At 30.2% G+C, this 12,804-nt stretch carries 13 protein-coding genes and 1 pseudogene; 1 reads left to right on the plus strand and 13 read right to left on the minus strand.

The features are described 5' to 3' along the window. Positions 1 to 53: 53 nt before the first annotated feature. From bioA to CURI_RS12785, 8 genes and pseudogenes are all read right to left on the minus strand, one after another. Positions 54 to 1,430: an adenosylmethionine--8-amino-7-oxononanoate transaminase gene (gene bioA / locus CURI_RS12750; protein ID WP_014968680.1), complete on the minus strand. Its 1,377-nt coding sequence runs from the start codon at positions 1,428 to 1,430 to the stop codon at positions 54 to 56. Between the two features lie 35 nt (positions 1,431 to 1,465). Beyond that, on the minus strand, positions 1,466 to 2,182 hold the full coding sequence (bioD, locus tag CURI_RS12755; RefSeq protein ID WP_014968681.1) for a dethiobiotin synthase: 717 nt from the start codon (positions 2,180 to 2,182) through the stop codon (positions 1,466 to 1,468). A 4-nt stretch (positions 2,183 to 2,186) separates the two neighbouring features. Further along, the gene (gene bioF / locus CURI_RS12760; RefSeq protein WP_014968682.1) at positions 2,187 to 3,371 is read right to left on the minus strand and encodes an 8-amino-7-oxononanoate synthase; all 1,185 of its coding nucleotides are present in this window, start codon (positions 3,369 to 3,371) and stop codon (positions 2,187 to 2,189) included. A 25-nt stretch (positions 3,372 to 3,396) separates the two neighbouring features. Continuing rightward, positions 3,397 to 4,178, minus strand: a pseudogene (locus CURI_RS16580) (6-carboxyhexanoate--CoA ligase). After that, positions 4,159 to 4,656, minus strand: coding sequence for a hypothetical protein (locus CURI_RS12770; RefSeq protein WP_014968684.1), 498 nt, complete (start codon positions 4,654 to 4,656; stop codon positions 4,159 to 4,161). Before CURI_RS12770 ends, CURI_RS16580 begins: the two are co-directional and overlap by 20 nt. Before the next feature lie 168 nt (positions 4,657 to 4,824). Continuing rightward, positions 4,825 to 7,182 carry an ATP-binding protein gene (locus tag CURI_RS12775; RefSeq protein WP_014968685.1) on the minus strand — a complete coding sequence of 786 codons (2,358 nt, stop codon included), beginning with the start codon at positions 7,180 to 7,182 and terminating at the stop codon, positions 4,825 to 4,827. Between the two features lie 32 nt (positions 7,183 to 7,214). After that, a complete protein-coding gene (locus CURI_RS12780; protein WP_014968686.1) occupies positions 7,215 to 7,859 on the minus strand; it encodes a flagellar brake protein in 645 nt (214 codons plus the stop codon). A gap of 35 nt (positions 7,860 to 7,894) precedes the next feature. Then, positions 7,895 to 8,197 carry a hypothetical protein gene (locus CURI_RS12785; protein ID WP_014968687.1) on the minus strand — a complete coding sequence of 101 codons (303 nt, stop codon included), beginning with the start codon at positions 8,195 to 8,197 and terminating at the stop codon, positions 7,895 to 7,897. Between the two features lie 196 nt (positions 8,198 to 8,393). Between CURI_RS12785 and CURI_RS12790 the strand changes: the two genes are divergently transcribed. Continuing rightward, positions 8,394 to 9,476 carry an HD-GYP domain-containing protein gene (locus CURI_RS12790; RefSeq protein ID WP_014968688.1) on the plus strand — a complete coding sequence of 361 codons (1,083 nt, stop codon included), beginning with the start codon at positions 8,394 to 8,396 and terminating at the stop codon, positions 9,474 to 9,476. A 105-nt stretch (positions 9,477 to 9,581) separates the two neighbouring features. Here the strand turns inward: CURI_RS12790 and CURI_RS12795 are convergent, their stop codons facing one another. The 5 genes from CURI_RS12795 to CURI_RS12815 form a co-directional block, all read right to left on the minus strand. Beyond that, positions 9,582 to 9,845 (minus strand): late competence development ComFB family protein, encoded by a 264-nt coding sequence (locus CURI_RS12795; protein ID WP_014968689.1) that lies wholly within the window; start codon positions 9,843 to 9,845, stop codon positions 9,582 to 9,584. Between the two features lie 129 nt (positions 9,846 to 9,974). Further along, on the minus strand, positions 9,975 to 10,244 hold the full coding sequence (locus CURI_RS12800) for a putative Se/S carrier protein (protein WP_014968690.1): 270 nt from the start codon (positions 10,242 to 10,244) through the stop codon (positions 9,975 to 9,977). An 8-nt stretch (positions 10,245 to 10,252) separates the two neighbouring features. Continuing rightward, positions 10,253 to 10,465, minus strand: coding sequence for a sulfurtransferase TusA family protein (locus CURI_RS12805; protein WP_014968691.1), 213 nt, complete (start codon positions 10,463 to 10,465; stop codon positions 10,253 to 10,255). Continuing rightward, positions 10,466 to 11,560 (minus strand): YedE family putative selenium transporter, encoded by a 1,095-nt coding sequence (gene yedE, locus CURI_RS12810; RefSeq protein ID WP_014968692.1) that lies wholly within the window; start codon positions 11,558 to 11,560, stop codon positions 10,466 to 10,468. It abuts the gene before it with no gap. Between the two features lie 65 nt (positions 11,561 to 11,625). Then, on the minus strand, positions 11,626 to 12,777 hold the full coding sequence (locus tag CURI_RS12815) for a double-cubane-cluster-containing anaerobic reductase (protein WP_014968693.1): 1,152 nt from the start codon (positions 12,775 to 12,777) through the stop codon (positions 11,626 to 11,628). Positions 12,778 to 12,804: the final 27 nt, after the last annotated feature.

The raw sequence follows: 12,804 nt of genomic DNA on the forward strand, positions 1-12,804 counted from the left end.
AAAAAAGTTATAATGTCATACTCTTATCTTATTAAAATTTTATATTTATTTTGTTATGACTTGGTTGTATTTTTGTTAATATTAAAGTATTCTTCTATAGAGTCTATAGCAACTTTAATCATCATGTCTATTTCATCTTCGTTTATTATATATGGTGGCATAAAGTATATAACATTTCCTAATGGCCTTATTATTACACCTTTTCTTAAAGCTATTTTATATATCTCATATCCTGCTCTCTTTTTTAAATCAAGTGAAGACTTTGTTTTTTTATCTTCTACAAGTTCTATAGCACCTACCATACCTAACTGTCTATATTCTCCAATGTACGGTATATCTTTTATTATTTCTTTTACTTTCTTATTTATTAGTTGCGACTTTTCTTTATTTTTTTCTAATATGTTTTCTTCTTCAAATATATTTAGTGTTTCTAAAGCTACTGAACATCCTAGTGGGTTTCCCGTGTAACTATGACTATGTAAAAATGCTTTAAAGGTATTATAGTCATCATAAAATGCATTGTATATTTTGTCATTGGTAATAGTTAGTGCCATTGGCATATATCCTGCAGTTAGTCCCTTCGATAAACACATTATATCTGGCGTTATATTCGCATGTTCACAAGCAAACATTTTTCCAGTCCTTCCAAAGCCTACTGCTATCTCATCTGCTATTAAGTTTATATCATATTTATCACATATTAATCTTAACTTTTTCAAATATTCTTTAGAGTATATCTTCATTCCTGCAGCGCACTGTATCATTGGTTCTATTATAATACCTGTTATATCCTCATGATTTTCTAATATAGCCTCTTCCATATATTTAAAGCATTCTGCATTACAGGTTTCTCTTTTCTTCTCAAATTCACATATATAACAATCTGGCCCTTTTACTCTTATAGTGTCTAGTAGTAAAGGCTTGTATATTTTATTATAGAGATCTACTCCTCCAACTGATAATGCCCCTAATGTTTCCCCATGATAAGCATCTGTAAGTGCTACAAACTTCGTTTTTTTATTTTTACCTATTTGCTGATGATACTGAAAGCTTATCTTTAAAGCAATTTCTACTGCTGATGATCCATTATCACTAAAAAATACTTTCGATAATCCGCTTGGAACTAGCTTTATTATTCTCTCAGATAGTTCTATTGCTGGTTCGTGTGAAAAATTAGCAAATATAACGTGTTCAAGTTTCTTAACTTGATTATATAGAGCTTCATTTATTCTTTGATTAGAATGTCCAAATAGATTAACCCACCATGATGAAACTGCATCTAAATATTTATTCCCTTCTAAATCTTCTAAAAAAACACCTTGTCCACTTTTTATAATTATTGGTGGAAATGTTTCATAATCTTTCATTTGTGAACATGGGTGCCATATATGATTTAAATCTTTTTGTTGAAGTGATTGAGTATAATCCATATAATCATTCCTTTTTAATTAACTGTTTATAAATATTAAAATATACTTAAAACTTTATCTATACTTAAACTTTTCTCATAAATTTCTCTTATTTTAACCTTAAGATTTTCATCATTAAACTTCATATTCTTTTTATCTAATTTATTTATAACTCCTTTTACTTCTACCCTTGAAATATCTTCTATAGTTTTAATATTATCATCTTCATAAAATTGTCCAGTATATTTATTTATAATTATTCCATTAACTATTATCCCTTGTCTTTTTAAAAAATCTATAGTTAAACAAGTATGATTTATAGTTCCCACTCCTGCATTAGCCACAACCATAACACTAGTATTCATATCTTTTATTAAATCATATATGTAGTAGCTTGGTGTAAGTGGAACTATAGTTCCTCCTGCACCTTCTATAACTATATAATCATATTGATTTTCAAGTTTTTTATACTGTTTTATTATTCTACTTTTATCTACTAAAACGTTCTCCATTTTAGCCGCCAAGTGTGGTGATAGAGGTTTTTTAAACGAATAAGCATTCATATCTTTTTTATCTTGTTTTATAGTTGAAATTTCTTTTATAAAATCTACATCGGATATGCTGCTATCTTCACCATTATATACTCCACTTTGGACTGGTTTTAAATACCCCACATTTATGCCGTGCTTATTCAATATATGCATTATTCCGCCTGATACAAATGTTTTTCCTATATTTGTGCCAGTTCCTACTATAAATATACTCTTAGCCAAACTTTCACCCCTCTAAAACTCCTATTTCTTTAGCTATTTTATATAGTTTATCAATAGCAAATTCTAAGTCTTTCATAGTATGTGTTGACATAATAGTAATTCTTAATCTGCTTGTTCCTTCTTTAACTGTAGGCGGCCTTATGGCTTGTACATATAATCCTTCCTCAAACAATCTTTGACTGAACTCTAATGTCTTATGGCTATTCCCTACTATTATCGGTATTATAGGAGTTTTTGAGTCTAGTACATCGAATCCGAGTTCTTGTAGTCTGTCTTTAAACCATCTTGATTTTTCTAGAAGCTCTTTTCTCATATTTCTTTGTTTCGATATTATCTCTATTGATTTAATTGATGACGCTATACTAGCTGGTGAAAGTGCCGTAGTATATATAAAACTTCTAGACTTATTTTTCAGATAGTTTATTAACCTTCTACTTCCAACTACAAATCCACCCTCACTTCCTAATGCTTTGCTTAAAGTGCCAATCTGAATATCTACTTCGTCTTTAATATCAAAGTATTCAACTAAACCTGTCCCTCTTTCACCTAGCACTCCTGTTCCATGAGCATCATCAACAATAGTCATTATGTTTTTATATTTTTTTGCTATATTCACTATTTCTCTAAGTGGAGCTATATCTCCATCCATACTAAAAACTCCATCAGTTACTATTATGTTTTTTCCTTTACTATATAATCTTACTTTTTCATCTAGATCAACCATGTCACAATGCTTATATATTATTATCTTAGCTTTACTTAACCTACATCCATCTATAATACTTGCATGATTAAGTTCATCACTAAATATAACCCAGTCCCTATCAGCTATAGCAGTTAATACACCTATGTTTGCCATATATCCTGTATTAAAGACTATTGCACTTTCTTTGCCTTTGAATCTAGCTAGGGATTCTTCTAGCTCGTTGTATAAACTATGACTTCCCGTAGTAAGCCTTGATCCCCCAGAGCCACATCCAAATTTCTCAATTGCTAAAATAGCTGCTTTTTTTACCCTCTTATCATTACAAAGTCCTAAATAGTTATTAGACGATAAGAGCAGCAGCTTCTTCCCACTTATATATACATATCTATCCTGTGAGCTATCTATATAGTTTATTTGTCTATATAAATTTTTGTCTTTTAATTTTTTTATAGAGTTATCTATATAGCTTTCAAAGTACCTCATTTCTACCTCCGTAATTAAGCCAGCTTTATTTGATATTTGGGATTGTATTTACTATAGCTATAGATTTCTCAAAAAAGTTTATACACTCATTTATATCTCCATTACTTGAATCAAATAAGAATATTCTTCCACCCTTTTTACATCCTAGCTGCTTTAAATTAGTTATTCTGAAATATCCTTTATCTTTTATAGTTACATAGCCAGTAGTGTAATTAGGATCATCTGAAATGCATATTTCTCCTAATATTGCTTTTGGATATATTACTTTACTTGCTAGCGCTAAAGCCTCTTTTACATGATTATTGTTTAATTCATACTCATTTAACTTTTGTTCGAGATTCTTCTTTAGACTATAGTGCCAGTCTATTCCAGTTACTCTAATTCCTCTTTTTTATCTTTCTCAAGCCTTTTCATAGTCAACAAATCTAATATTATAGCACCTCTCATATTGTCTGCGCTCTCTAGTATAGATAGTATAAACTTTCCTTTCTTAGTATCTATATTTATTTGTTTTAAAAGCTCCAATATATGCTGTCTTCCATCATATGGAGTATTAGAATAAATAGTTGAAATGTCTAAACAGGGTATATAAGTTATTTTTTCAGTATCTACCTTATTTATTGAAATATTTATAAAGTCAGATTGTCCTTTAGAATGTCCGAGTGCCCTATTAATAAGATTATGAACAGTTGTATCTATACACTCTTCGCTTATAATTTTTTCTGCTCCTGATATGTGTTCATTTTCTCCCTTAATACTATCCCATTTAGAAGCTCTCATTTTTATACTAAAAAGTTTTTTCACCATTTTCTATATTCCTCCATGATGTTAATGCCTTTACTTTAAGTATGAGTTTACTGACTGGCCATGAAAATACAGATGTATATAACATACCTGGCATTGCTGCTATAATTAGTGGCACTACTCCCTTACCAATTAATATACCTAATACTATTCTTGCTATAATAGTTCCTATTGGCCCTGCCAAAATCACTACTATTGCACTAGTCCCCAATATATGTATAAGTCCACCTGCTACTACTCTAAATATTATAGATATAGCTACGTTTATAACTGTATGAGTTCCAAGTAGTAAACTTATAAGGCTAGAAACTAATCCTGCAAGGAAGTATCTTTTAAATCCAAAACATACTGATATTCCTATTGCTATAGGTGCTGATAATTGAAACTCTGTTCCTGGTATTATGCCTGGCAATTTAAATGCACCTGATATTGATAAAACTATAGATAATAGACCTATCATCGAAAGCTCTCTTGTTTTCATTATTTTCTCCTTTCATATTGTTATCCATTTATGATAATTAGGTTAACAATATTATATTTTCATCTTTCTACATTGTCAACCTATTTTATTTTTATTGCTAACAATATGGAAGTAATAAAAGCATGACTAATTACTGTTTTCATAATTAATCATGCTTTTATTATTTTATTACTTTTTATATTCTAGGTTTGCTAACTCTTCAAGTTTTTCATTAACTAAGTGATGAACTTTTTCTGGAGACATTCCTGTTAATACTTCGATTCCTTCATCTATAGTTCTTACTGAATATATACTAAATTGACCTTCATTTACTGCCTCTATGACCTCATCATTTAGCATTAAATTTTTTACATTTTGATGAGGTATCATTACACCTTGCTTTCCTGTAAGTCCTTTTAACTTACATACTTTAAAGAATCCCTCTATTTTTTCATTTACTCCACCTATAGGTTGTATTTCTCCTCTTTGATTTACTGAACCAGTTACAGCTATACATTGCCTTATAGGTATTTCTGAAATACTAGATAGTATTGCGTAAAGTTCTGTACTTGAAGCACTATCTCCATCTACACCTGAGTATAGCTGTTCAAATACTACACTGGCATTAAGTGATAGAGGCTTATCCTTAGCATATTTTTCTCCTAAGTATCCACTTATTATCATAACACCTTTATCGTGAATTTTCCCACTTGTCTTTACTTCTCTTTCTATATTTATTATTCCCGATTTTCCGATGTAAGTAGATACTGTTATCTTGCTTGGCTTACCAAATGCATACTCCCCTGTACCCACTACTGCTAGTCCATTTATTTCTCCTACTTTTTCTCCGTCGACATCTAGCAAGTAGTCTTCTTCTGCAAACATTTCAAGTGTCTTAACTTCATATTTATTATTTCTATATGTCTTTTTATCTAATGCAGTTCTTACGTGTTCACTACTTACTATTTCACTACCTTCTTTTGTAGCCCAATAATCTGCTTCATATATTATCTCAACTATTTGATTAAACTTAGAACTAAGTTTGTTCTTGTTCTCTGCAAGTCTTGAACTATATTCTAATACTTTGCAAACAGCTTCCCTATTAAAGTGCTTTAGTCCTTCTTTTTGACAGTTTGTGGCTATGAACCTTGCCATTTTAATTAAATTCTCAGGCTCTTTATTCATTTCAATATCAAAGTCTGACATTACTTTGAATAGTTTTCTAAAGTCTTCATCATTATTGTATAGAAGATCGTAAGTATAGTAATCTCCTATTAATATTACCTTTAAGTCTAGTGGAATTGGCTGAGGCTTTAATGTTGAAGTAACCACATAGCCTAATTGTCCTTCCAGCGACTCTATATTTATTTCATCTGTTATAAGCGATCTTTTTAATGCTTGCCATGCGAATGAATTTAAGAGTAAATCTTTTGCCTGAAGTATCAGATATCCTCCATTTGCCATATGTAATGCTCCGGGTTTTATATGTGTAAAGTCCGTTTTCATTACACCCATTTCATTAGTATACTCTATACTTCCTACTAGATTATAGTAAGTTGGATTAGTTTCAAATATCACTGGTGCGCCTTGTATTTCACTATTATCCATAAATAAGTTAACTTCATATCTATCAAGTGTATTTTCTTGTGAACCAATGTCAAGAATTCCTAATATATCATCTTTCTTTTCTTCATTACTATTTTTAAAGCTATCTATATTTGCTACAATATCTTCTTGTAACGCTATTAAATATTTCCGAATACTTTCTTCCTTATACTTTGCTTTTAACTTACTTATATGCATTTCTGTTAGTTTATTTCCAGTCTCTTTATCTAACTTTTTAAAATCCTCTTCAAGTACTTCTCCTAATATTCTTAGCTTATTAAAAAGTTCTATAGTATCTATACTTAAATTTTTACTTTTATTTTTAAATTCCTCTAACTCGCTTTGACTTAAATTATCCATCTCAGATTCTGTTAAAGCTTTTCCATCTTTAATTGGAACGCTAATAACTGTATTATCTTCTAATCTGTCAAATCTAAATCCATGTTCTTCTGCTTTTTTATCTATTTCATTCATGATAATTTCATACTCATTATCATATTTATTTACTATTTGATTTCTCAGATTCTCATAGTCTTTACTTGAAAAAGTATTTTTTATTTCTTTCATCAAAGTGCTTACTACACTCTCTATATCTTTTACAAATTCTTTTCCTAGACCCTTTTTTAAACTTAACGCTATAGGCTTATGAGGAGTTTTAAAGTTATATACGTAAATCCAGTCACTTGGAGTGTCTTTATGTTTAGCCATTTCATTAGTTATAAAGCTTGCATAGCTACTTCTTCCAGTACCACTCTCTCCTGCGACAAATATATTGTATCCTTTTTTATTAACCTTAAGTCCAAAATCTAGTGCTTCCAATGCTCTATCCTGCCCTATTATTTCATTTAAGATATCTAGTTCTTTAGTAGTTTCAAAGTTGAAGCAATCTGTTTCACATTTGTGTTCTAATTCTTTTGCTGAAATCTTGTACTTATCTAACAATATATTTTCACTCCCTTGTTTAAAACTTAAGTCTAAATAATATCTATATTTAACTTTTCTCTTTGAACTTTAAATATGTATCTTATTACTTTTTCTCTAATTGACTCACGTATGTCTACAAACTTAGTTCCGTACTTATAATTTCCGACACTTTCTTGTTTTACTACACTCAGTATTTTCCCCTTTAATACCATTTCTTCATCATCCATATCTATTCTCATCTCTACAACATCATTCTCTTCGAATTTCTCTGTTGATGAAAATTGAATTCCTCCACCACTTAAATCTATAGTTAAACACTTTGCATATTCCATCTCTTCATTTTCATCATTTTTTCTTACTAAGACATCCTTCATTATTTTAAGTCTAAAATGATCTCTTCTTTCAAACTTTGCTACTTTACTTGTAGCTTTTAACTCTGTATAATGTAAAAGCTTATCTACTATAGTCCCTCCAACTTCCGCATCTAATTTATATACACCTAGATCGCTAAATACCATAAGGCCTATGTTTGTTCCTTCATGTAATCTTATTAGGGTACTTTTATACATTGGAGTTAAAATCTTTATCTTATCCCCTTCTACATTTTCTATTTGACTTATATAATCATTTTCATCACTTTTTACTTTTTTATTTATAATGACCTTACTGCCTATTTTTAAAATGCTAGTATCCATTTATATCCCCCTTTTGACAATATAAAGGACTATTTTTAAATAGCCCCATCAATCATTCTAAATACTATTTCTAAAGCTTCTCTATCACTTCCTACCATCATAAATATAGCCATCCAAGTTTCGTAAAATCCGTTCATTATTCTTCTTTCAAAGATACTTAACTCTCCCTTATCTAAGGCTTTATTTATAATTTTATCAATATCTCTAGCATTTACTTCAACTTTACTTCTAGCAATTTTATTAAATTCTTCTTTAAATATAGGAAGGTTTTTCTTTATAAGTTCTATATTTAGTTTCATCTCTTTAGGAGTTACCGTATTTTCATTCTCATTTTGCATATGATTCCATCCTTTCCTGAGTTATTATATTAAGTATACTATAAACAAATGGGCATAAACAACTCATAAATTTAACCCTTATATTTAAGTAATATAGTGCTCTAGTTTTATCCACACCCGTTATTTACTAGTAATATATGTTCTGCTATAATATTAATGCTAAGTTATTATTATTCAAACTAGGAGGTGATTATTTATGAGATTAGTGCCATTGAATGCAATAAAGGAAGGTTCATATTTAGGCAAAACTTTATATGATGGAGATGGTAGAGTTCTTCTAAGACAAGGTGTTGAACTTAATCATGACTTAATAGCTGGAATAAGAGATAATGGTATTTATACTTTATATATAAATGATGAATATAGTCAAAATGAAATAGACGATATTATAAAGCCAGAGTTAAGAGTCAAAGCAGTCTCTACCATAAAAAGAGCATTTGAGACAATCTCAAAATTGGACAAGTGTGGTAATATTAAAAAAAATAACATAAGAGATGATAGTATATCCTCTATTAAAGAGGTATCTGAATGCATTATTGAGGAGCTTTCTACAAACAATAACTTACTTATTAACTTAGTAGATATAAAAAGCATGGATTCCTATACATATCAACACAGTGTAAACGTAGCTTTGTTATCTTTAGTATTAGGAATTGAGCTTGGATTAAATAGAGTAGAGTTAGGCAACCTTTGCTTAGGTGCTTTACTTCATGATATAGGAAAAGTTTTTATACATAAAGATCTACTAGGAAAAGATAAATTAACTGATAGTGAATTGGAGGAATATAGAAGTCATACTAGCTTGGGCTTTAATTACCTTAAGGAAAATCCAGATATAAATCCTACTGCAAGAATAATAGCACTTCAGCACCATGCTAGAGTAGATAGCACTGGATTTCCTAGCCAAATAGATGCTAATACCTTAACTAAACTTTCAAAAATAGTATCTATAGCAGATACTTATGACTCTCTAACATCTGATAGACCTGGACATAAGGCGTTACCTCCAAATGAAGTCATAGAGTACATAATGGGCGCCGCTGGCAGACACTTCGATTTTGATATGGTTCAAGTGTTTTGCAGAAATATAATCCCATTTCCAGAGGGAACCTTGGTAAAATTAAGTAATGATGAGACTGCCATTGTAGATGATATGAATATAAATTATCCATTAAGACCAAAGGTTAAGATTTTAAGACAAACTCCTACCACTGTTAAAATGGAACCTATTGACCTAATGGAACATAGTAATCTAACAATAAAGGGCATAGCATATTAAAAAATATTTTGCTTTATAGTACAACTCACAATTTAATACTCCTAGTTATATAACATGAGTATTAAATTGAGTTGCTCTTAGATATTTAAATATAATAACTTACTATTAATCATGTCTAGGACTTTTTGATACTGTATCTATAGCTTTGACTAATTCCATAACTATATCTGTTTTAAACTGTGCCTCTAAACTGTTTAGCTTTGAATATACATCTCCTCTTTCTGTGACAAAGTATAACGGTCTTAATTGATTTAAGCACTTAGCTTTTATGTCCATAATACATTTTTCACATTTACATATGTCTTTGTACTTCTCTAATACTCTAGGTAATGTGTTATCTACGAAATCTTCCATATAGTTTTTAAGCATTTTCTTTCTCCTCTTCCTATTATTCATTATGAAATAAGCTTTATTATGTATGTACTGTATATATTATTAATTATATCTATAAAAAACCTTCTTTCAAACTTATTTTAAAGTTTTAAAGAAGGTCTTAGTTTATTTATTAAATATCTTGAATATAGATTTTTTATCTTTTTCTCTCTCTAATTCATATATTTTAGAAGCTTCAATATGATTTTCTCTACATATCTTTTCTACATCACTTTTAAGTTTACAAGGAATCTCAGAAGATAGTCCACAGCTTGAACTCAACTCTCTAGGGGTAGATATTAGTTTTATATCTATATTGCGCTTTTTCATTTCTTTCTCAAATATAAAAGCATGACTAGTTATCTCAAAAGTCACTACACAATAGTACTTGTTCATATTCTTTCCTACCTTTTGACAGTAAGTATATAGTCTTCTCCATTTTCTTTGGTATCCATATTATATCCTTCTTTTTTTACATATCTCTCTATGTTATCTACTGCAGTTCTAGAGTCTACCATTATGTTTAGTTCTTCTTTGCTATTAGATTCTAATGCATTTTTAGTCATCATAACAGGTTCTGGACAAGATCTTCCTCTTGCATCTACTGTAACAGCCATTTATATGTTTCCTCCTTTTTGCAACTTATTTTTTCTTTCTTTTTGGGCGCCTTTTACTATTGAAAAAGCTATAATAACAACGGTAATTAGTCCAACTATAACAGCTATTTTTCCATTAGCAGGAACTCCCTTTGGACTAGCGGCTATGCCGAAGTTATGAGCAAGTGCAGCTCCTACTATAAGTCCTAGAACTGTTATAGCGGCATCAGTATCTCCTTCTCCAGCCAATATAGTTTGTCTCAAAGGACATCCTCCTAGTAAAACTGAACATATTCCTGCTAAAGTCATGCCTAGGAAATTCCATACAGCTTCAGTGTGAGCTATTGGTTGTTCTAAAAAACCAATTTTAAAAGTTTGAGGATTTAAAACTAAATTTCCTATGAGCCCAAATAAAAATATACCTATTAATCCCCATAAAAAATAAAAATCTTTTATAAGTATCGCATCTCTTATTCCTCCAGCTGTACATAGTCTAGTTCTTTGTAGTACTACTCCTATTAATAGACCAGCGATTAAAGATAATACTATAGGTGCTCTCATTGACCCTGGTCCTTCAGTACTAAAGAATATGAATGCAGGTGCTAATACTAGGAATATTAAAAGTATAATTGAAAATAAAGGCATTACATATCCTGAAATTCTAGGTTGTCCTACACTTTTGCCTAGAGAGAAACCTTTTTTTATAAACTGAGCTCCAATAAATATCCCCGCAGAGTATCCTATTATTCCTATTAATGCATTTAAATCTCCATTAGCTAATCTCAATATAGCTCTTAGTGGGCATCCTAAAAATACTAGTGCTCCAAACATCAATAATATTGCTAAAAAGAAACGTATTATTGGACTTGAACCACCTCTTGCTCTGAACTCTCTTTTGGAACTTGATATTAAAAATGCTCCCATTATAATTCCTATTATTTCTGGTCTTATATATTGTACTATCTCTGCTCTATGAAATCCTAATCCACCTGCTATATCCCTGTAAAAACATGCTATACAAACTCCCATGTTTACAGGATTACCAAACTTGACTAATATACTAGCTAATATTCCAATTACTCCTCCTGCTACTATAACTTTAGTCTTACTATTCATCTTAAGTATTTACTCCTTTCTTAAAGAATATTTTATATAATTTTTGTGTCCATAAAAATATATATCTAAATCATTTCTATAAAAGCACTTAATCTTGTATTTATCTGACCCGTGTCAGATTTAGAATAGTCAGTTTCTATACATATATAAGGCTTATTTTTTTCTTTTGTAACAAATCTTTTAACGTTATAAGACTCAACATTAAATGTATGACAGGCTTGAAGTATTACTTCTATAACTCCGTCTATTTTATATTCATCTATCATTTCATCTAGTGCTTCAAACCTTGATGGATTAGGTGTCATAACTGAACATCCTATATTCATATATTTTCTAGCTAATGCATCTATAGGATCTATATTTTCATCTACAAGATCTTTCTTTTCTTTAGGTCCTCCACAATTTTCAAATGCAACTATATCTGCTCCTAATTCCTCTATTCTTTTTATAACCTTCTCTCTAACTCCACCAGTAGGACAACCAGTTATAAGTATTCTTGGTCTATTTGTTTTCTTTCCTTTTAGCTCTTTTTCATATATCTCTTTTAACTCTTTAGTTTTTTCAACTATTTTATTATATTGAGTTTCTCTACTAAATTGAAAACCTAGAGAGTCCATTAGAGTATTAGTTCCATATCCTGATAATGGTGATGGATCTAGCTTACCAAGTTCAAAAAACTCTAATATTGCCTTTCTCTCTTTATTTCTTTCTACTATAGATTGTCTAAGCTTTTCATCTGTTATTTCTACGTCAAATTTTTCTTCAAGCACCCTCTTTAGCTCTAGCATTTCTTCACGCCAATAGTTAAATGCATGTTCTTTATTTTGACCTTGTGGAAGATGCATTACATGTGTATGCTTTATATCATTTAGCAGTTCATACATTTTCTTTTTACCATCACATGTGGTTTCTCCTACTATCAAGTCTGAGAAATAAAAAAACGGACAAGAATCTGTTACTGCATATCCATAGCTTGACTTTATTAATGGACATAGGTTTCTAGGTAAATGAGTCTCTGCATCTTGTATAGGCTCTTCATCCATCCCACAAAGACCTACTGGTATGGCACCAGCTGCATATATAAGCTCTGTTGGTGTATATGTGCAAAATGCTCCTACTACTTTTTCTCCTTTTTCTTTTAATTCTTTTATTTTAATAAATGCCTCTCGCCTTGCCTCTGAGAATTCCTCGAAGTTTTTTGGTAAATCACTCATCATTTAAAACCTCCCTCATATTTTCAGCTA

The organism is Gottschalkia acidurici 9a, from assembly GCF_000299355.1.
GTDB lineage: Bacteria > Bacillota > Clostridia > Tissierellales > Gottschalkiaceae > Gottschalkia > Gottschalkia acidurici.

Excerpts from the sequence above, each read along its gene's own strand:
- bioA (WP_014968680.1), bottom strand. The coding sequence starts at position 1,430 with ATGGATTATACTCAATCACTTCAACAAAAAGATTTAAATCATATATGG.
- bioF (WP_014968682.1), bottom strand. The coding sequence starts at position 3,371 with ATGAGGTACTTTGAAAGCTATATAGATAACTCTATAAAAAAATTAAAA.
- CURI_RS12770 (WP_014968684.1), bottom strand. The coding sequence starts at position 4,656 with ATGAAAACAAGAGAGCTTTCGATGATAGGTCTATTATCTATAGTTTTA.
- CURI_RS12780 (WP_014968686.1), bottom strand. The coding sequence starts at position 7,859 with ATGGATACTAGCATTTTAAAAATAGGCAGTAAGGTCATTATAAATAAA.
- CURI_RS12785 (WP_014968687.1), bottom strand. The coding sequence starts at position 8,197 with ATGCAAAATGAGAATGAAAATACGGTAACTCCTAAAGAGATGAAACTA.
- CURI_RS12790 (WP_014968688.1), top strand. The coding sequence starts at position 8,394 with ATGAGATTAGTGCCATTGAATGCAATAAAGGAAGGTTCATATTTAGGC.
- CURI_RS12795 (WP_014968689.1), bottom strand. The coding sequence starts at position 9,845 with ATGCTTAAAAACTATATGGAAGATTTCGTAGATAACACATTACCTAGA.
- CURI_RS12800 (WP_014968690.1), bottom strand. The coding sequence starts at position 10,244 with ATGAACAAGTACTATTGTGTAGTGACTTTTGAGATAACTAGTCATGCT.
- CURI_RS12805 (WP_014968691.1), bottom strand. The coding sequence starts at position 10,465 with ATGGCTGTTACAGTAGATGCAAGAGGAAGATCTTGTCCAGAACCTGTT.
- yedE (WP_014968692.1), bottom strand. The coding sequence starts at position 11,560 with ATGAATAGTAAGACTAAAGTTATAGTAGCAGGAGGAGTAATTGGAATA.
- CURI_RS12815 (WP_014968693.1), bottom strand. The coding sequence starts at position 12,777 with ATGATGAGTGATTTACCAAAAAACTTCGAGGAATTCTCAGAGGCAAGG.